Origin of the sequence: Algoriphagus ornithinivorans (genome assembly GCF_900115305.1) — a bacterium.
Classification (GTDB): domain Bacteria; phylum Bacteroidota; class Bacteroidia; order Cytophagales; family Cyclobacteriaceae; genus Algoriphagus; species Algoriphagus ornithinivorans.
Window position 1 is genome coordinate 38,217 of sequence record NZ_FOVW01000006.1, and the last position, 20,611, is coordinate 58,827.

At 39.1% G+C, this 20,611-nt stretch carries 16 protein-coding genes; 6 read left to right on the forward strand and 10 right to left on the reverse strand.

Annotation, left to right across the window (positions count from 1 at the left end; all coding sequences use genetic code 11):
* Nucleotide 1 precedes the first annotated feature (1 nt).
* From BM073_RS10185 to BM073_RS10200, 4 genes are read right to left on the reverse strand one after another with little or no spacing between them, the layout of a single operon-like run.
* Complete coding sequence (locus BM073_RS10185; protein ID WP_091653830.1) at nt 2-1,231, reverse strand: YaiO family outer membrane beta-barrel protein; 1,230 nt, start codon at nt 1,229-1,231, stop codon at nt 2-4.
* On the reverse strand, nt 1,228-2,694 hold the full coding sequence (locus BM073_RS10190; RefSeq protein WP_091653832.1) for a glycosyltransferase family 2 protein: 1,467 nt from the start codon (nt 2,692-2,694) through the stop codon (nt 1,228-1,230). The genes BM073_RS10185 and BM073_RS10190 overlap by 4 nt, the downstream gene beginning before the upstream one ends.
* Nucleotides 2,687-4,255 carry a hypothetical protein gene (locus BM073_RS10195; protein ID WP_091653834.1) on the reverse strand — a complete coding sequence of 523 codons (1,569 nt, stop codon included), beginning with the start codon at nt 4,253-4,255 and terminating at the stop codon, nt 2,687-2,689. The genes BM073_RS10190 and BM073_RS10195 overlap by 8 nt, the downstream gene beginning before the upstream one ends.
* Before the next feature lie 4 nt (nt 4,256-4,259).
* Nucleotides 4,260-4,619, reverse strand: coding sequence for a response regulator transcription factor (locus BM073_RS10200; RefSeq protein WP_091653836.1), 360 nt, complete (start codon nt 4,617-4,619; stop codon nt 4,260-4,262).
* A 228-nt stretch (nt 4,620-4,847) separates the two neighbouring features.
* On the opposite strand from BM073_RS10200, the gene BM073_RS10205 reads away from it, so the two are divergent.
* The 5 genes from BM073_RS10205 (at nt 4,848) to BM073_RS10225 (ending at nt 12,606) form a co-directional block, all read left to right on the forward strand.
* Nucleotides 4,848-6,545: an amidohydrolase family protein gene (locus BM073_RS10205; protein ID WP_245756397.1), complete on the forward strand. Its 1,698-nt coding sequence runs from the start codon at nt 4,848-4,850 to the stop codon at nt 6,543-6,545.
* A 3-nt stretch (nt 6,546-6,548) separates the two neighbouring features.
* Nucleotides 6,549-7,934: an amidohydrolase gene (locus BM073_RS10210; protein WP_091653838.1), complete on the forward strand. Its 1,386-nt coding sequence runs from the start codon at nt 6,549-6,551 to the stop codon at nt 7,932-7,934.
* A gap of 21 nt (nt 7,935-7,955) precedes the next feature.
* Nucleotides 7,956-9,257, forward strand: a complete 1,302-nt coding sequence (locus BM073_RS10215) for an amidohydrolase family protein (RefSeq protein ID WP_091653839.1) — start codon at nt 7,956-7,958, stop codon at nt 9,255-9,257.
* An 81-nt stretch (nt 9,258-9,338) separates the two neighbouring features.
* Nucleotides 9,339-10,508: a C40 family peptidase gene (locus BM073_RS10220; RefSeq protein WP_091653841.1), complete on the forward strand. Its 1,170-nt coding sequence runs from the start codon at nt 9,339-9,341 to the stop codon at nt 10,506-10,508.
* Between the two features lies 1 nt (nt 10,509).
* Complete coding sequence (locus tag BM073_RS10225) at nt 10,510-12,606, forward strand: M28 family metallopeptidase (protein ID WP_091653843.1); 2,097 nt, start codon at nt 10,510-10,512, stop codon at nt 12,604-12,606.
* Between the two features lie 175 nt (nt 12,607-12,781).
* Here BM073_RS10225 and BM073_RS10230 read toward each other — a convergent pair whose 3' ends face one another.
* Nucleotides 12,782-14,347 carry a S8 family peptidase gene (locus BM073_RS10230; protein WP_091653845.1) on the reverse strand — a complete coding sequence of 522 codons (1,566 nt, stop codon included), beginning with the start codon at nt 14,345-14,347 and terminating at the stop codon, nt 12,782-12,784.
* 201 nt (nt 14,348-14,548) lie between these two features.
* Nucleotides 14,549-15,460, reverse strand: a complete 912-nt coding sequence (locus BM073_RS10235) for a helix-turn-helix transcriptional regulator (RefSeq protein ID WP_091653846.1) — start codon at nt 15,458-15,460, stop codon at nt 14,549-14,551.
* A 945-nt stretch (nt 15,461-16,405) separates the two neighbouring features.
* Between BM073_RS10235 and BM073_RS10245 the strand changes: the two genes are divergently transcribed.
* Nucleotides 16,406-17,977 carry a glycosyltransferase family protein gene (locus BM073_RS10245; protein WP_091653850.1) on the forward strand — a complete coding sequence of 524 codons (1,572 nt, stop codon included), beginning with the start codon at nt 16,406-16,408 and terminating at the stop codon, nt 17,975-17,977.
* On the opposite strand, the gene BM073_RS10250 is transcribed toward BM073_RS10245, so the two are convergent.
* The 4 genes from BM073_RS10250 to BM073_RS10265 form a co-directional block, all read right to left on the reverse strand.
* Nucleotides 17,974-18,846, reverse strand: a complete 873-nt coding sequence (locus BM073_RS10250) for a DUF5777 family beta-barrel protein (RefSeq protein ID WP_091653852.1) — start codon at nt 18,844-18,846, stop codon at nt 17,974-17,976. The two genes, BM073_RS10245 and BM073_RS10250, sit on opposite strands and share 4 nt — an antisense overlap.
* A complete protein-coding gene (locus BM073_RS10255; protein WP_091653854.1) occupies nt 18,843-19,385 on the reverse strand; it encodes a YceI family protein in 543 nt (180 codons plus the stop codon). The genes BM073_RS10250 and BM073_RS10255 overlap by 4 nt, the downstream gene beginning before the upstream one ends.
* Entirely contained in the window at nt 19,385-19,888 is a 504-nt protein-coding gene (locus BM073_RS10260) for a QcrA and Rieske domain-containing protein (protein WP_091653856.1), read from the reverse strand. Before BM073_RS10260 ends, BM073_RS10255 begins: the two co-directional genes overlap by 1 nt.
* 73 nt (nt 19,889-19,961) lie before the next feature.
* Nucleotides 19,962-20,558: a hypothetical protein gene (locus BM073_RS10265; protein ID WP_091653858.1), complete on the reverse strand. Its 597-nt coding sequence runs from the start codon at nt 20,556-20,558 to the stop codon at nt 19,962-19,964.
* Between the last annotated feature and the right edge of the window lie 53 nt (nt 20,559-20,611).

Genomic DNA, 20,611 nt, shown 5'->3' on the forward strand with positions numbered 1-20,611 from the left:
ATTAGAATCTATATTCAGTACCTATGGAAATGTTTATATTATTTCTAAATCGATCTGCGGCTAATTCATCCCTGCTATATCCGGTAAATCCAAAAATCATAAACCTAGGACTGACTAATTGCTGATAGCCAAGTCTTGCTCGGTAAGAGTTTAATAGCTGGGACTGATCTCTACTTTCTTCATCAGGAGAAACTCCGGTACTTAGCTGTAGTGAAAAGAAGTCTTCTGCGGTTTTGAAATAGTACCTGGCCTGAAAATTACCTGATGTACTGGTACCATTATTAGCAGATGGAACCACGTTGACCCTGAAATTCAACCACCAACTCCCCACATATTTCCCAAGTGAACCTGTCAAAATATGGGTGACTTCAGAAAAACCCAGATAACGGTATCCACCATCGATTTCCCAAGCTTTGGGCAAGTTGAAATAAATGGATGCACCCATTCTTAATTTAGGAAAGAAGGAGGCGCTTGATCCTCCAATGTTTAAATAAGCATAGGAACTTTTGCCAAGAGAAGGATATGCATCCAATTCATATAAGGTTCCAAATCCATCAAAGCGGGAACTTTGAGTAACTCTGGCAATTAGAGATCCAGTCAGCTTGGTCATGGTTCTTCCATAAACTGACCAAGTGTGCCAAGGGCTAATTTCACCTTGAAAAGTATCGTAATCGTAGGTCACACCTAAAGCTGAATTTCTTCTCAGTCTTTGCAAATTTTGAATATAACCTAACAGGCCTTCCTGCTTAAATCCCTGATCAAAAAGGTTTTGTGCAATTGTATAGGCCTCGTCATAATTTTCTTGGTAATACAATAATCTAGACTCTCGGTATCTAATTGGATCAGGAAGCTTTCCTTCGAAATTCTGTTTTGCTCTTTGCAAAATTTCATCTGCTTTTTGGTATTGCTCAGCCCAAGACAAATTATCCAAATAGGCTACATAAGCATCAGCATATTTTGGAGATGCAACGATCGCTCTTTCTAAATAAATACTAGCGGAATCATTTTTCCCTTCCCAGGCATAGCTTCTTCCGACAAGTATCAAAATATCCGCGTATTCGGGATATTTGTTCAAAGCCCTAAAAGCAATTGATCGCCCTTCCTGATATTTTCCGTCAAGGATTAAAGTTCTAGCTTCATAGAAAAGCTGGTCCGGATCAAAATTATCCTGGGCAAGGCTGAAACCATAAGATCCAATCAGAATTAGAAATATCAGTGTTAGATTTTTCATAGGCTTTTCTCAGCTTGGGCTTCTATTGTTTTTCTTTCCTCAGCAGTTTTAAATCCAGTCCGGATCATTTGTCCCCATCCACCTTTTCCGATGATAAAGTCAAGATGACCTTTCAGTCCCCACAAAAGCACCTTGGGATGAATGTATAATGGCTCTATCAAAATGATCCAAATCAACTTCTTTAGATCACTTTTATTCTTGTAATTATTGTATGAAATCTGTTCATAGAGGATACTAAATGAGGAAACCAAAAGAGATAATAGATATATCATGAACAACAATGCCACGAAATAAAGAGCTGAAAAGTCACCGATGATTAGAAGGATCAAAGTATATATCAACCCAAAAATCTCAATGATGGGTGCCATCTTTTCAAAAACAGACCAGAAAGGGTAAGATATGGTACCTAGAATACCAAACTTCGGATTCAAGCCGATCTTTCTATGAAGCTGGAGGGTCTCTATAGTTCCCCTCATCCAACGGTTTCTCTGCCTTCCCAATACATCAACATCTTCTGGAACTTCAGTCCAGCAAAGAGGATCTGGAATAAATGAAACTTTATAGGGAATCTTTTTTTCTTCCATATATCTTCTCATCCTCACCACCAGCTCCATATCTTCACCCACTGTTTTCGGAAAATATCCACCAACTTTCAATACCAAGTCACGTCTAAAAAACCCGAAAGCCCCTGATATCAACATCAGCCCATTGATTCTTGCCCAAGCCATTCTTCCCATTAAAAAGGCCCGGCAGTATTCTATGACCTGAAATTGACCCAAGGTGCTTTGTGGTACTCTATATTTGGTCACTGTTCCATCTTGTACATCACAATTATTCGCAATTCCGATTGCACCTCCTACTGCGATTACCTTGCGATTGGTTTCTTCCATAAATGGACGAACCATTCTAGTCAGAGAATCATTAGCCAGAATACAATCCACATCAATACAGGCCAATATTTCCATCTGAGAAATATTGATTCCTGCGTTAAGCGCATCTGCCTTGCCCCCGTTTTCCTTGTCTATTACAGTCAGCCTTCTGTATGATTTATTCTGAGATTTATAGACTCCCTTCACTTCTTGGGTAATAATCTCAGGATTGTAGGCGTAAGAAACTTTCTGCAACTCAAAAGCATCCAAAAGCTTGGTCAAGGTGTCATCTTTGGAGCCATCGTTGATGATAATTACCTCAAATTTTCCATAATGAAGGGAAAGAAGACTTTTAACATTTTGAACAATATTAGAGCCCTCATTGTAAGCTGGGGCAAGTATGCTTACCCCCGGAGCGATTGGAGAAGTGATGATGTCTTCGTAATCCGCAAATCTATTTTTTCGTCTGTAATCCCTCATCTCTAGAGCACTCAATATCATAATGATGAAATAAATCACGATCACAGAGAAACTGAGGATCAAGTAAAAGAGCCCTATAAGTTCAATCAGAAAATAGAACAGAAAATTATACATTGCTTAACAGAGGGTCTTGAATTTGGGCTTTAAGTGCTTTGTTTTCTGGTAAAGGCTGAGTTGCTACAAACTTTTCGAAGGTTTGAGTATTCAATTTATTCAAACTCGTAAGGCATGCTCTACGAAGTCTGAAATCAATATTTTGAAGAAGAATGTCCATCAGAATAACCTCTGAATAGGAATTCCCTAAATTCCCCGCAGCTTTCACCGCGATTTTCTTCAAATCTGGATTATTGGATAACATACAGTTATTGATAAACTCCACTTCCATATGGGCTCCTAATGCATCATAAGTTTTAATCAATTCAATTTTTTCCTCTTCCATAGAAGCCTCATTAATCATATGCAATTCAGCTATCAAATCTACCCTACCCAGCATTCTTACCATTTTGATGGCAAATTCTCTCACGGATGGATTTTTTGATTTAAAAAGGATTGGAATATTCAGAAATTTGGAGGACCCCACAAACTTGATGATGCGGAGGTAATTCATCTGTTGCCAATCAGAAAGAGGATAATCCTGATCTTTCAAAAAACTCAAATCGACTTTTTCAGAAAGGTTGAGGAGGGTTGCCCCCGCCAAAGAACGCACATGGAAATTTTTGGAATTGGTATAGCTTTTAACTTCATTAATCAACTCACTCAAATCCATTTCATTGACCTGGACTAAACCTGAAGCGATTTTATCCCAACGAGAATCTTTCAAATTGGCTTTAGTCAGTTCAACCAGGCCAAGCCGTTTATAAAGGGTCTTTAATTTATCTTTAAATTCACCCTTCATTTTTTTATTAAGACCTATTATCCTTTCTATCAGAACCTGCTTGAATAAGCGCTTTTTGAAAAGTGATCTTGGAAAAATTTCAGAAATCTCCTGATCACTCATTTGGCTGATTTCATCCAAATCTTTTTCAAAAAGAAGATTGGTTAGTGGGCCAATAATCTCATTTTCGTAATTCTTAATATTTTCTTCTCGCTGATTTCTTTGGCTTTTGAATATCAACATGAAAATGATCATGCTTGCCGCAGTAAATATGAAAAATAGGATAATCAGGGTTACAGCTAATAATTTAAAGTCCCCTAACAACCGGTTCTTATAAGCATCTAAAGGTTGATAATTATTGGATGAAGCCAATAACATGATGTCGTTTTCGGGTTGCTCTTTGTCTTCAGCCAATACAAAGTCTCCTGTAGCGTACATAGTTTCCAGATAACTCTGTAGCCCTTCTACGTTTGTTTTTTCCTCATATACAAAAAATAAAATACTGGCTGAATTCCCCTGTAATTGACCATAAAGCGAGTCTATCAAAGTGCCATTTTTGAATGATTTGGAGATAAAAGCAGTATCAGTTTCAACCCATAAAAAGGAGGAATCAGATGTGATTTTTGAGTTTTTATTGGCCTTTGGAATGAAAAATCTATAGGTAAAAGAAGGAATATCTTCCTGAAGCTTCAGTTCCTGAATTAAAGCTGCAGAATCCTGAAAAGGAAGTAATCCCTCTTGACCAAAGGAAAGAGAAAATGATGCTAAAAAAAAGATGAGTAGTAAAAGTTTTCTCTTCATAGATTTAGGTTAAAACTCTTCGGACTCGAATCGCTAATTCATTGGGGTTAAATGGCTTAGGTATAAAATCTACAACACCTAAATTAAATGCCTCAAGCACAACCTCTTCCTCTTCGCCCAAGGAGCTTAACACAATAATAGGAATCTCCGGTTTGGTCTTTTTTGCATGATGGATGATTTCTATTCCACTTCGAAATGGCATCATCACATCAGTAATAATCAAATCCGGATCTATCGTATCAATAGCATGAATACCTTCATTCCCATCCTTGACTAAAATGGTTTCATAACCATCTTTTTTTAGTCTGAACTGTACTAAACTCGATATTAATAAGTCATCCTCAATAATCAGGATTTTTTTCATAGTAGGGTAATCTATTATTTAAATATAACAGCTTATACGAAATAACACACAAGGAAAGACCATTCAAAGAAATTGGATTTTTTTGCTTTGCAGAATACAGGGTGAAATTCGCATTTTAAGCACCAAGGATTGCCACTGATCAAAAATAAATATCCTAAAAATAATTCTCGATGGATTCCCTATGAGCTTTTATTAGCTTGCTTATTAAAACTAATCAACCAAATCAATATGAGAAAAACACTTCTGAAGGCAAGTGTTATGAGTATAATGATGGGAGGATTCTTTGGTTTACAAACTACTTTTGGCCAAAGTGATCCAAGTGGTAAAAAACCAATCACCTCAACTTATGCCATTACCAATGCCACGGTCTTTGCTAATCCTTCCAGTGAAGGGAGCAAAGCGACAGTTTTGATCAAGGACGGAGTTATTAAAGGTGTCGGCAATAATTTGACCCTTCCCGCTGAAGCTAAAATCATTGCTGGCGATTCATTATTTATTTATCCAGGATTCATCGATGGAGCTAGTAATGCTGGCATTATAAAGCAAGAGCCTCCGAAAAGACCGGACAACTTTGTTTCTTCCAATCCACCTGATGAAATCGCAGGTATCACCCCTTGGAAATCAGCTATAGATCAATTTGATATCAGTTCAAGTCAAGTGGATGACTTGAGAAAAATGGGTTTCACTCTGACTCAAATTATTCCTGACGGCGGAATGCTTTCCGGCAAGACAGCACTAGTGGTTTTGGGAGAGAAAAATTCTACCAACTTGATTAAGGAAAATGTTGCATTAAATGCGAGCCTAAATGGAGCAAGAGGTATGTATCCTGGCACCACAGTAGGCGTGATGGCTAAGTTTAGAGATGTGTATAAAAACACCCAACTGACCAAAGAAAGACAAGCAACATTCGCTTCTAATACGGGTATTTCCCGTCCGGAATTGACTCCTACTTACATGGGAATGATGGACGTAATAGATGGAAAAATACCGGTGATCTTTAATGTTGAGAATGATCTGGAAGTAAGAAGAGCCCTAAGTCTCCAAAAAGAATTAGGCTTTCAGTTAATCCTATCAGGACTGAAGGAATATGACAATGTTATTGATCTGATCAAGTCCAGCGGCACCAGAGTTTTGATTCAATTGAGCGTTCCGGATGACAAAGCCATCAAAGCTCAAAAAGATGATACAGATGAAAGTGTAAAAGCCCAATATGCGCGAGTTAAGGAGGCCTATGACAAGGCAATTGCTCAAGCGGCTAAGTTGGAAAAAGCAGGGGTAGCCTTTGCTTTCACCACTTCTGGTGCTAAGACTAATGATTTGATGAAATCTCTAAGAACCATGATTGAAGCAGGTTTAAGTGAGAAAGCCGCATTAGCTGCTCTTACAACAAACCCAGCATCCATCTTGGGTGTATCACGATTTGCGGGTTCTATCGAAACAGGGAAAATGGCGAATCTAGTGATTAGCACCGGTCCAATTTTTCAGGAAGAAAGCCAAATCAAACACGTAGTGGTTGATGGAAATATCTTTGACTACGAAATCAAAGAGAAAAAGAAGAACGGAGCTAATGGCAACGGCAACGGCTCTGTTTCTATTGTAGGTACTTGGGATTACAATTCTCAAACTCCGGCTGGATCATCAGGTGGCAAATTTGTCATCAGTAAAGACGGAAGCTCTTATTCTGGAACAATCACTTATCAAGATCCTTCTGGTTCCGGTCAAGCTACTTCTCCATTAAAAGACATTTCATTGAGCGGCTCAACTCTTAGCTTTTCATTTGATGTGAATGCTGGAGGAATGAATCTTACTGTGAGTGTGTCTGGAGATGTTTCCGGTAATTCAATGGATGGATCTATGAATATTACAGATTTTGGTTCATTCCCAATTTCAGCTACTCTCAATCCAACCTTAATCGCTAACAAGTAAGCCATGAAAAAATTAAGCTATATTCTTGCTGCTTTGGTAGGGCTGAGTATGCAGTTCGCGATTGCTCAAACGCCCAAAGGCAGCATTCTAATTAAGAATGCTACGGTAATCACCGTGACAAAAGGAACTTTGGAAAATACAGACGTTTTGGTTCAGGATGGTATCATCCGAAGAATAGGCCAAAATATCAGTGCTCCAAGTGGAGTTCAGACCATTGATGCTAGTGGAAAATATGTGATGCCTGGCATCATCGATGCACACTCTCACGTGGCATTGGATGTGGTCAATGAGGCTACTGCACCTATCGTGGCGGAAGTCAGAATGAAAGATGTGGTCAATCCTTATGAAATTGGAATCTACAGAGCATTGGCTGGGGGTGTGACAGTTTCTCACGCCATGCACGGATCTGCCAACGTAGTAGGTGGACAAAATGCCACTTTAAAGCATAGATGGGGTTCTTCGAATCCTGCTGACATAATCATGCAAGATGCTCCTAGGACTATCAAATTTGCATTGGGAGAAAATCCCACCCGAGTTCATGGTAGAGGTAATGGCATACAGCCTAGAAGTAGAATGGGTGTAGAAGCTATCTTGAGAAATGGATTCAGTGAGGCCTTGCAATACAAAAAAAGATGGGCTGACTACAATGCAGCAAAATCTCAAAAAGGAAATACCATGGTTGCTCCTGAGTATGATGAGCGCCTTCAGACCTTGGTAGATATTTTGGATGGTAAAATTATCATCCACTGTCACTCTTACCGTGCGGATGAAATTTACATGCTCATCAACGTGGCAAGGGATTTTGGTATCAAAAAATTAGTATTCCAACATACCAACGAAGGCTTCAAGGTAGCTCCTGAAATTGCAGAATACACCATGGGTGCTTCAGTTTTTGCGGACTGGTGGGCTTACAAATTTGAGGTGTATTATTCTACAGCTTTCAATGCTGCAATTCTTCAGAAAAACGGAGCTATCACTTCAATCAATTCCGATTCTGCTGAATTGATCAGACACCTGTACCATGAGGCTGCAAAAACTCAAAGATACGGTGGCATGACAGATGATGAGGCCTTGGCTATGATCACTATCAACCCAGCCAAACAATTGGGAATAGATGATAAGGTAGGTTCATTGGAAGTAGGCAAGCAGGCTGATATTGTGATCTTTGAAGGTCACCCTCTCTCCTCTTATGCTATACCTCAAATGACCTTTGTAGATGGAGTGAAATACTTCGATATCAAAGAAGATAAGGATGATCAAAGACAGCAGGTTAGTGCAACTGAAATGGTTGAGCCAATCATGCTGACTGAGGAAAACCATAGATGTATGCAGGATACTGAGCATTTGTTCGAAACTGCCAATGCACTATTCTCCTTACACAATCATTAATCACCCCGAAAAGAAAGATTTATGCAAAGTATATATAAAACCTTTTTCGCCTTCCTGATTGCCTTGACGCCTTTTATGGCTCAGGCACAGATTGATGGGGAATTCGTTAAGCCTCGTTCAGGCAAATTCTTGTTGCAAAATGCAACGGTTCATACGATCACAAAGGGGGTTCTTTCCAATACCTCAGTATTGATAGAAAATGGAAAAATCGCCCAGATAGGTAGCTCTATTCAGGCTGCTGATGCAGAAATAATTGATTGCAGAGGAATGGTAATCTATCCTGGTATGATCGATAGCGGTACTACTCTGGGTTTGGTAGAAGTCAACTCAGTAGCTGAAACAGTAGACTATCAGGAAATAGGTAATTTCACTCCTAATATGCAAGCATTGACAGCAGTGAATCCAAACTCTGAGGCGGTACCTGTTACTCGGGTTTCTGGAGTGACTACCGTCATGTCAATTCCGCAAGGTGGCTTGTTTCCTGGTACTGCCGCTTTGATCAATTTGGTAGGTTATACTCCTGATCAAATGTATGCTGGTTTTAAGGCTGTGGTAATGAACTTCCCTAGTTCTGCAAGAAGAGGAAGATTTGATCGCAGATCAGACGAGGATATCAAAAAAGACAATGAGAAAGCTCAAAAAGAAGCAAATGAGTTGTGGGAAAAAGCTAAGAATTACCATGAACTGACTTCCAAGGGTGCTACTCTGGAGTACTATCCTGAAATTGCCCAATTGGCAAAAGTTGTTGCTGGTGAACTTCCTCTAATGATTGAAGTTAATGCCGCTGCAGATATTCAAAATGCCATCAAGTGGGTAGCTGATAAAAAAGCGAAGGTAATTTTCTCAGGTGTTGATGAAGGGTGGAGAGTTGCCGATGAAATTGCCAAAGCTGGGATCCCAGTTTTGACAGGGCCTGTTCAGGATCTACCTACCCGTCAGTCTGATCGATATGATGCAGCTTATGCCAATGCAGGCAAAATGGCTAAAGCAGGAGTAAAAGTTGCTTTGAGAACCAATGATTCTGAAAACGTAAGAAACCTGCCTTTCCACGCTGCTTTTGCCGCAGCTTATGGTTTGGGTAAGGAAGAAGCATGGAAAGCGGTGACTATCAATCCTGCTGAAATATTCGGCTTGGCTGATCAATTGGGTTCAGTGGAAGTTGGAAAAGTTGCCAACTTAATCGTATCCACTGAAGATCCATTTGAAACAAGAGCTCAGATCATGCACGTCTTTATCAACGGATATAGAATTCCTTTGAGCAATAGACATATCAGATTGTATCAAGAGTTTTTGGAAAGATCTCCTGCATTGAAGAAAAACTAATCAGGAACCTTTAATTTTAAACCACAAGTGAATCCTTTCCTCAAAGGATAGCTTGTGGTTTTCTTTTACTAATCAAACCCTATGAAGAAGGTAAATATTTTAGTCTCTTTTTTACTAATTATTGGCTTCCAGGCCTGTAATACCTCCAATCAAAAATACCAAGTTCTCAATCAAATTGAAGAAATGCGTAAAGAAGTCGCTCCTGATAAAAGAGTGGCAATCTGGGATCTTCAGTATGAAAATGGAACCCTTAGCGGTGAAACAGATCAGATTGAAGCCCTAAATCAAATTTTAGCATCCTTGGAATCAGAAGGGATAGAAGTGAGAGATGAAGTAATGCGTCTACCTTCGGCAGAACTTGGAGATAAGACCCGGGCCTTGGTTACTATCTCGGTTGCCAACATCCGAAGTCAGCCCAAGCACTCTGCAGAATTGGCTACTCAAGCACTTTTGGGCACACCTTTACGAGTTTTGAAAAAGGATGACTCTTGGTATTTGGTGCAAACTCCCGATGGTTATTTATCCTGGGTAGATCAGGCTGGAATCCAGTTAATGACTGAAGATGAATTGGCAAATTGGTTTATTCAATCCAAGGTAGTTTTCACCCCTTTATCCGGCCATATTTGGCAAGATCCGTCTCAATCAATGATGGTTTCTGATTTGGTAGCCGGGAATATTTTGGCAGTCGAAGAAGTGCAATCAGAATGGCTGGAAGTTCAACTCCCGGATGGACGAAAGGGTTGGGTTCAAGCTTCAGAAGTAATGCCATGGGAACAATGGATAGCGTCGAGAGAAGCCAGCCCAACCAACTTGGTTAGCACTGCCAAGTCTATGATGGGAATTCCCTATTTGTGGGGAGGAACTTCCATTAAAGGAGTGGATTGTAGTGGCTTTACCAAAACCATTTTTTACCTCAATGGAAAGGTAATCCCAAGAGATGCCTCACAGCAGGTAAACGAAGGTTTAGAAGTGGATACTGATAAGAATTGGGATAATTTGGAAGTAGGTGACCTTTTATTTTTTGGTGAAAAAGCTACTGAAGAAAAGAAAGAACGAGTAGTACATGTAGGAATGTGGATTGGAAACAATGAGTTTATTCATTCTAGAGGAAGAGTGAGAATCTCCAGTTTTGATCCAAATAGCCCAAATTATGATGAATACGAACTTAACCGATACTTAAGAACAAAAAGAATTATTAATCAACAATCAGACGGGGTAATCTCTGTTTCTGAATTATTGACCAGCAAGTAATATGAACTTAAATAAAACAACCTTACTCCTCTTTGGAGCTTTGAGCGTCAGCATCTCGCTTCAGGCTCAAGATGGCTTCTTTTCAAAAAGTCAAGCCAAGCAAAAATCTGTTGAAGCTGCATATCTGAAATCGGTCAACTATGATCGTTTCAAAGTTCATCTTCAGGAATTAACCAAAAACCCACATATCGCAGGTACTCCTGAAAACGAACTCGTGCAGCAATACATGGCTAAAATTATGGAGGATGCGGGCATGAGTGTGAAGCTTTACCCCTATGATGTATATCTTCCTAATGACCCGGGGGAATCTCATTTAGAGATAGTATCTCCTGTTCTGATGAAGCTTTCGCAGCAGGAAGCTGTTCTCGAAGAAGACCCTTTTTCTTCAGACCCAAGACTACATTTAGGCTTCAATGCCTTTTCTGGAAGCGGTGATGTGACTGCGGAGGTGGTTTATGTCAATTATGGCACCCGTGAAGATTTTCAGAAATTGAAAGAAATGGGGATTGAACTGACTGGAAAAGTCGCCATAGCTAGGTATGGAGGGAATTTTAGAGGATACAAAGCCAAGTTTGCAGAGCAAGCTGGAGCTATTGGTTTGGTGGTTTATACTGACCCTAAGGACAATGGATTTACCAAAGGCGATGTGTATCCTGATGGGCCGTATTACAATGAAACCACTATTCAAAGAGGCTCTATGCTAACATTGGATTGGACAGGAGATCCTTTGACTCCTTATGAACCCGCATTGCCTTTGGATGGACCAGTAAAAGTAGATCGCCTGGACCCTAAAGATGTCGCATTGCATAAAATTCCTGTCACTCCTATTGGATATGGTGCAGCAAAGGAAATTCTTTCTAGAATGACTGGTCAGGCAGTTCCTAAAGAATGGCAAGGTGGTTTGCCTTTTGACTATAAAATTGAGGGTGGTTCTGACTTAAAGGTCCGTGTGATGGTAGATCAGCCCACCAATTTTATTCGGGCAAATAATGTGATTGGAACTTTTGAAGGAGCCAGATATCCAGACGAATGGATTATTCTAGGCTCCCATTTTGATGCTTGGAGCTTCGGTGCCACAGATCCTAATTCAGGAACAGCCATGCTGCTTACATTAGCGGAAGCTCTGGGAGAGTTGGTGAAAAACGGCGAAAGACCTGCCCGCTCAATCATGATCGGCCATTGGGATGCAGAGGAACAAGGTGTAATTGGATCTACAGAATGGGTAGAACACTTTAGAGATGAATTAGGAGCAAAGGCGGTAACTTATATGAATTTCGATGGAGGAGTTTCAGGAAGAAACTTTGGAGCTTCAGCTGCCCCAACCCTCAAAAAACTAATTATCGATGCATCTAAAGAAGTGATGTATCCGGATTCTGCAAAAACGGTATTTCAAGTTTGGGCTGGTGATAAAAAGGAACCTGGAATTGGAAATTTAGGAGGAGGTTCCGACCATATCGCATTTTACATGCATGTGGGTGTACCTAGCTTAAGTGGCGGTGCAGGAGGTATAAGTGCCTATCATTCCAACTATGACAATTTTCACTACTACAGCAAGTTTGTAGATCCTTCCTTCAAAATGGGTGGAGCTGTTGCTCAACTATTTGGCTTAGTAGCATTGAGGATGGCTAATGGTGAAGTAATTCCTTACGATGTCCCTCGTTATGCCCAGGATTTAAAAGGACATTTTGCGCAGGCTGTGAAAAACGTTCAGGGAATAGCTCCAGATTTCAAGGAATTTGATCTAGTCAATGCTGCACTGAATAAGTTGGAAAGTAGCTCTACCGCATATCAGGCCAAATTAAACGCTGCGCTGAATAAAGGGAATTTGTCTGCATCAAAAATTAAAAGCATCAATCAGCAATTAATTGGCTTGGAAAAAAGCTGGATAGATCCACAGGGTATGTATTATGGGGATTGGTATAAGTCTCTATATGTTTGCAATGATCCTTTCTCAGGCTATGCTTCTTGGATTCTTCCGGGAATTCAATATGAAGTAGCAATTGAGCGAACAGAAAAATTAGAAGAATGGGATGAAAGATATGCTGCTGCCATTTTAAACTTAGCAGAAAAAATCGATCGAATCTCAGCAAGCCTGTAAAGACAAAATGGACTGAAGGCTTTTTAAGTTATTTCTTATGAAGCGATGTTTGTTTACCTGTAGTCTCAAAAAGAAAACCCGAACAGTGAATATTGTTCGGGTTTTGCTATAAGAGAGCTTTTTTAATTGAATTCTAATTTTTCCTATTCAAGTAAAATCACCCTATAAAATTGACTTAATAAACTCCCAAGGCTGCGGCTGCATTGATATTTCCAAAACCGTATTGAGAATTGCGATTTGGAAATAAATCAGAGCTTTCCCTCATTCTTTGCAAAACCTGATTTCGGTTCCAGTTTGGATTTTGAGACCAAATTAAAGCCGCTATTCCAGAGGTTGTTGCAGTTGCCACAGATGAACCTCCAACAGTTGCAGGATTATTACTGTAATTAGCTGTAGTAAGTGGTTTGGTATTAGTACCTGACCTTTCCATTACCACGGTAAACTCCACTTGAGCTCCTGAATGACAGGTATCACATCGCTGATAGCCTGTTCCTTCTTTAACTCCAGTTACTGCTATAGTTTCAGACATAGTAGCAGGAAAAATTACTCCATACCAATTGGTAAATGAGGTAGAAGTCCCCGCGGCTGCAAAAATCAATTTGCCTCGATTGAAGGCATATCTAACGGCATCAGCTACTTTGGAATTATAGAAGACGTCTCCTATAGACATTGAAATAATTTTCACATCGGATCTATTGCCTAATAACACCAATGCCTCAGCTACGCCATCCTTTTCATTCCCACTATTAATGATCACATCACTAGTGCCTCTTACCGTTACTAAATTTGCATTATAAGCTACTCCAACAGCATTACCGACGGTATTTCTTGGGGAAGCAATGACTCCAGCCATAGCAGTTCCATGACCACATTGATCGTCAGGTCCATCGTATCGTTTCCACCACCAGTAACCAGTCTGATGTGTTCCAAATCTTTGAATATATCTACCAGAGGATTGTCCCGAATTAAATAACGAATTAAACATCGGTTGATCTGGAGAAATTCCTGTATCAATCACACCCACTGTAATGCCTTCTCCTGTACTTTGGGCCCAAGCCGCAGAAATCCCCATTGCTTCATAATTCCAGGAGGATTTAGCTGAAGGAGTAATTACTGTAAAATCATTGGAGGAAAGATTTTGAGGATCATTTCCACAACCAGAATCACTCATATATCTGTTTTCAGGATTATTTGAGTTGAGCAAAGTATAATTGAACTCATAAGATTTAGGCTCTAGATAACGTACCTCCCCCATTTTTCTCAAATTAGAAATCACTTCCAAATCAATCAGCTTCACCTCCAAATATGGCAAGTCTGAATGAATCACAGCCTGTAGATTATTAATTCTAAATTTTGGGCTTCGATTTACTGTAAGAGTTTCATCTACCTGTTTAATGATTTTTTGAGCAGCAGCTTCCCAGTTTGGGTCAGAAACCTTTTCCAAACCAATTCTTGAATTTGCTTGAGTTTCAGAAGCCGGTTTATAACCAATAGTTAAAGTAGAGTCTGAATGCATCAAAGCTGACCAAATCAAAAGATCACTTTGTTCAGCCCAAATAAAATCACCTGTTTCTTGAAGTGATTTCAAAATCAACTGGTCAATTTGCGATTGAGGGATAAGATTTTCCTGCTCTTTTTCTTGCTCCAAATTGGAGACCAATGGCTCTTCATCTTGTGTACAAGATTGAATAATCAGCACTAGAAAAAATAGTACTGACAGAATTCGAGTAAACTTTTTCATGATAAAAATTGGGTTTATGTAAATTGATATTCAGGAATTTACAGTTTACCGAATTTATAAACAAGCATTTATAGTCTACGGAATGCTTAATTCAATCAATTTTTATAATCTTAAAAAATAAATGATTGTTAAATCAATCTAGATTTCAGATTAGACTCCGTCCACAAATTCTTTAACTTCAAATCAGAACCTGAATTTTAATTAAAAATTAGCCTTAGCTAGTTGTTCCTGAAGATAAACTTTCAGCTCCTCTCCTACTTCGACTTTGATCTCACCTGGCAGCCCAAGAATAAATCTTGCAATACCTGGGAGTTGAGGAACTTCTCCCTCAAAATAGTATTGATTTCTATTCCTGATACTCATAAAAGGCCTTGCATTAGGGTGCTCCTCCATCATGAGTTGATAAGCCTTCTTACTCATTTTTAGTCTGACTTTGAATTGCTTTTTACCGGTAAATCCAAATAAGGATTCCTCAGGCAATTCATGTTTAGCACTCAACTTCCATGAATCGTTTGTGATGAGCACTTCTCCTATTCGCTCAATTTTAAAAATTTTCATGGCTTTGCTTTCCACTTCCAGCGCATGGATAGATTCATAATTACTGGAAAAAGCCACTGGCTCGACTAATCTATCGCTCGTGGTATCGGAACTCAAGGAATAGTATTCTCTCAGCCAAATCTGCTTTCTGTCTTGAATTGCCTTTCCAATTTCATCTACCAAACGACCTAAATTGGCTTTGAACAGTTCTGCCGTTCCCTGTTTCAACTCGGACTTTAACTGAAGCTTTTGAAGCACAGAGTCTTTCAAGAGGTTTTTCTTCCCCTGCGACTCTATAAGGCTTTTAAGCCATTGGCTCTCTTCAGGGGAAAAACTTCCGTAATGTAGAGTTGCATCCTGCCCTGCTGGTTCTTTGAGTTTGTATTTGCTAAACTCTTTAATGACCTCAAAACCCAAAGCCTCCAATAATTTGAAATAGCGGTAAATGGTTCTCTCGTCCGTTTCCAGAAGTTCAGCCAATCTGTGCACAGGTTTTCCAATATTCCCCTGCAAGAGGTTGATTAACTTAAATACACGAAGAATTTTTTGCTGTTCTACTTTTCCTGCTTGAGCCATTGATTCCAAAATTAGGTTATCAAAATTAGAGTATTCCTTGGATAATTTTGGATTTATGACACAATTTGTCAAAGAATGAATTAGGGGTATTTAATGTGGGTAGAGAGAAAGTTCCATACCTCAGGCATGGAGGAATGTATATTATAACTTTTGCTACCGAGCTTAAATCCCTACGGGATAAATATCTCGCCGCAGGCATTTCTGTTAAATGTTATTCCGCTGCAGGCGTGTTATTATTTATTCAATTGTATTTCATAAATCTCCTTACAAAAAATCGTTTCCATCTTGCTGGCATTAGGTTTTTATGTCACAATTGAAATTGTGCGCCAGCGCTGGAAACATATTGTCCAAATTTAATCCGTGGGTTGAAACCCACGGCTATTCATGAGTTTAAGCCCTTCAGGCTTCTGATTTAGAGGACACATCTGAGCAGAGTGAACATTGAACCATGAACATTTGAACTAATAAAACCGATCAATAATAACCAAAAGCTTTGGGCTTCGATTACTCACTTAACCAATTACACAATTACTCCTTTTCTCGCCGAAGGCATATTTCCATTTATTTCTATTTCTTCCATACCTACGGCATGGAGAGGGTTCATTAAATCTTTATTCTACCGAGCTTAAATCCCTACGGGATAAATATCTCGCCGCAGGCATTTCTAGCTAGACGGAGGAGGGTCTTTCTTGCGAAGCATATCTGTTGAATATTATTTCGCCGCAGGCATATTTCTATTTATTTCTACTGTATTTCTATCCAATCCTACTGCAGCAATATCTAGCAGAATATCTTTTTCAGAATACCGAGAGTTAAGTAATATTTCGCCGTAGGCGTATTTCTATTTATTTCAATTGTATTTCCACTAATTTTTTCTTCTAATCCAAAATCAAAAAATAATAGCCTACCTTTCAAGTACATATTTTTCCTAATTTTGATTCTATCATGAAATCTTTTTTAGCCAATGTATATCCTTCCAAATGGCAAATCAGTTCTATTGGAAGTCTTATGCTTTTTCTATTCTGGCTATTTGGCTACGATGGAATCACTTTCAGTGATGATGTCTATTATATCCTTGCAGGAAAAGAGTTTTGGAATGGAACCATGGAAGTGGGCTCCTATCACTTTTCCAGTCGCTGGGGAGCTTATGTACCTGCCGGGTTTTTCAGCCTTTTATTTGACTGGGATATACATTGGATCTCTTTGGTATCTTTCTTAAGCTACTGGGCTACCTATTACTTGCTCCTGCAATTTTTTACCTCAAAAAATGAAAGACTCATCCTCACACTCTGGTTTTTAACCCATGTCTATTTCTTGCATTTTCTAACCAAAATCTACCCGGACAGCCTTTTGGTTCTTTGGTGCACTTTATTTGTAGCAGCTGCAAGCTTGCGCTTCGAAAAACCCTTTATCTCTGGTATTTCCATGGTGTTCGCTTTGTTCATGGGCTTCATCACGAAAGAAACCATCGTTTTTCTAGCTCCTTTTCCTATCCTTTTATTCTTTTTTGATTTTAATTCAAAGCCTTTTCCAAAGTCATTTTACATTACCTTGGTAGCATGCGGGATTACAGCTGGCCTGCTCTATCTGGGGTATTTCTGGGCTAAATTTGGAGATCCTTTCTACAGAGTTACCTCTATCAATGCAGGACATTATGTATCCGAATTCACCTATGCAGACAAGGGTATTTCAAGTATTATCAAAAGAATTACTTATTCGCCTTTTCTAACATTCATTGAACGGGCTTATTGGCCTTGGATAGTTTTTGCTATTCCTGGATTTTGGAAATTATGGAAAGAAAGATCTCATCCTGAGTTCACCCTTGCTTTCATTTGCCTGATCCTTGGATTTTGGTTTATGAGCTCTACGCTAGAGTTTTATAACCCTATTTACCTCAATCCTAGACATCTGATTATTCTGATACCCTTTCTTTCCTTTTTTATCGCAAAAGGTTGGGATACTTGGATCAACTCCTTCAAATGGAAGCAGTTGCTGGCTAATTTACTCCTATTGGGATTGACCTATTCCGCAATAACTACAGATTGGAAAATGGCATTTTTCCAATTGGCTTTGGGTATTTGTCTGTGGATTCAATATAAAAATTTCCGCCTGATTGGAATAGCTATTTTATTGCTGTTCCCTGCCATATATTCCTTTTACTATCAGCATCAAATTAAGCAATATCAGAGTCTTCTAAATCAACTATATTCAGAAGTAGAGGAAACAGCAGAATCACCTATTCTGATAAATAACTTTCTGGATTTCAGTAAAAAAATACTTTTAGAAGGAGATTCTGAAGAAATGGAAAAGTTGATTCCGATTGAAAAAGCTGACTCTATCATCGCTTTAAAGCCCGAAAAAATCAGACTTTTTCTCTATCAATATTACCAACATGCCTATCCAAAAGAGGAGGTGGATGTGAGTAATTTTGAAAATGCCATACCCATCAACTATTCCTTGGAATCAAGCAAAACAGAGGGACTTATTGAAACTAGAACTTATACAAGAAAGGATTAATACTTTCTTTTCTTTTGGCCGATCGCAAAAATTCGATTCACATTAAATCCTAATCGAAACTCCTCTCCTGGTACGCCATTGCCACCAGCCAATAAATATTGCTCGTTTAAAGCCTGAGAGGTCACGAAATACATTTGAAACACGTGTCCGCCTGCTTCCACATCCCAGCCTATACCAACATTACTTCTTAAATCTGAATTAAGATTTGGGATGTACTGCAGAGTCAAAGAAGATCTGTCTGTCACCTTGAATTTTCCGCTCAAGCCAAGGGCAAGATAAAAATTTTGATCACCTTCAATCTGGTAAACTGATCTTGGATCAACAAAATATGCCATCATTGGAGTTAGCTGCAAAGAGATTTTCTCTGAAAACTTTCTAGCCAACATTACCTGTCCAAAATAACTGCTACGCTCAGAGAAATTCGGCGCAGGCTCAGGAAGGAAATCATAACGGGAAGTATTGACACCTGCTCCACCAGCCAAACTTAAACTGAAAGGCATTTTGTCATTTTGAGTTTGCTCAAGGAGCAAATAACGTCCATACAAATTATAGACCTTGTCTCTACTGCTACGGGAAATACCTGCTGATAATTTATCGTTCAAGGCAAACTCAAAGCTAAATTGAATATTTGCTCCATTATCCAAACCAAAAAGGTTCTCAATTCCCCCGTTCAATGTGCCAAAGGTGTGCATAATCGCAAAGTGCATGGACTTTTTATCCAATGGCTCCACAGTCAATATATTGATGTGGCGAGGTGCATGAAAAATTAGATCAACCGGTTGATTTTCATTTTCCAGTTTTCTTTCCAGTTGAGCGAAAGAAGAAAAGGAAATCATCAAAAAGGCAAATACAGCTAGTTTTTTCATCATTTTACGGGTTTGAGAGTGGCATTGATACTGACTTCTTGCTTTTCAGCCAGTTCATAAAAAACTAATTTGGGAAGTGGAATCTCATAATCTCCCAGAAGGATATCGAATTTGGCCTTCAACTCTATATTCCCACTAGAGGTCTTTTGGAGATTTCCGGTAATTTCCACATTTCTTTCTATTCCATGGATTTTAAACTTACCAACCACAACCACTGGATATGTTGTACCAGCATTCAAAGCAGGAATAGATTTCATTTTTCCGGTAAACTCTGCAAAGGGAAATTTATCCGTTTCCAGATAGTTTTCCCTCATATGCCTATCTCTTAAGCCTATTCCGGTTTTTAAAGTATTTAAATCCAAATAAAAGTCCACCAAATTTTTCTCCAGATCAATCAGCCCTTTCAGCTTTTCAGATTCTCCGGTAAACTCATTTAATGGAGCTTTAGAAAGGAATATAGCCTCTCCACTTTCAGTTTTAAAACTCTGACTGAAAGCTAGAGAAGGTAAAAAAAATAAAAATGCAATTATCAGATTTCTCATTACTTAGTAATGGTTAATATATTGTTGTTGATACTTGTTGAAAACGATCTCAAAGCCTGATTGGCAGGTCCTTTTAAGACATTTCCGTTGGTATCAAACTCAGACCCATGGCAGGTACAAGTGAATTTATTACTTCCAAATGTCCAGTTTCTATCACAACCTGAGTGCGTGCAAACTGAAGTCATTGCGCTGTAAGATCCACCAACATTAACGATTAAAGTTTGAGCATCAACTACCAATAACCAGCCGCCTGCTGTTTTCAATCCAGTCTGAACATCCAAGTCAATTCTAACAGTATTACCAGAAATGGTGATACCATTTGATCCTCCTCCTGATGTAGGTGGGTTTTGTGGGGGTTGTTGAGGATCCATGTCCTCAGAACTCGAGCATGCAGTGAAAAATCCAAGTCCGAAAATGGACATTACAGCTATTGATCCTGATTTCTCTAAAAACTCTCTTCTTGAGGAGCTCAGGTTTCCAGATTTTGTTTCAATTTTTTTCATTTCCTTTCTATGTCGTTACATTTTTACTAACGAGATAAAAAGCAATTGTGGATTAAAAATGTTTGAGAAAAGATTAAAAGTGCTTTCTATCAAGAATCTCTTTAAGAACGATAGCATCTTTCATGGAAGAGGAATTTTTCAGAAGCCTTGCATAAGGGTTGGACCTAATAGACTTTCTGGATTCATCTCTATCTACTACTGACGGGATTTCTGGAACCCCTTTCGAAGTTTTGCTTAGATCCGATTTGGTTTTATTGAATGCTCCTTCGTAATACTGAATTTCATCATCTTGCTCCTCCAAGGACTTGTATTTTGTCTTCCAAGGCAACTCCTCTACTGTCTCCGGCATTTGAACAGGGGCAGGTTCTTTTTTCTTGGGTTTGGGAGCTTCCTGCGTTCTTGGTTTTTTCTGTTGATCCCGGATTTCACGGAGTAGGTCCTCGAAACTAGTTCCTTGCTCGGGTTGATTGGTTGGAGTATCGGCAGGATCAAGACCTTCCTCAGACTTCTTTTTCCGAGTAGCAGTGTAAATGAAATAAGCCAAAACGGCCAAAATGTAAAGGATATTTCCCAAGTCCATAGCTTGAAGATAATAGAATTTGGGTGGATTGTTGAGAGTGGGTCTAAAATTTAGATTGGAATGAGAATTTTTAATTGATAGGCCTTCCATACCTACGGCATGGTGATGAATTCTATACCAATTTGCTACCGAGCTAAAATCCC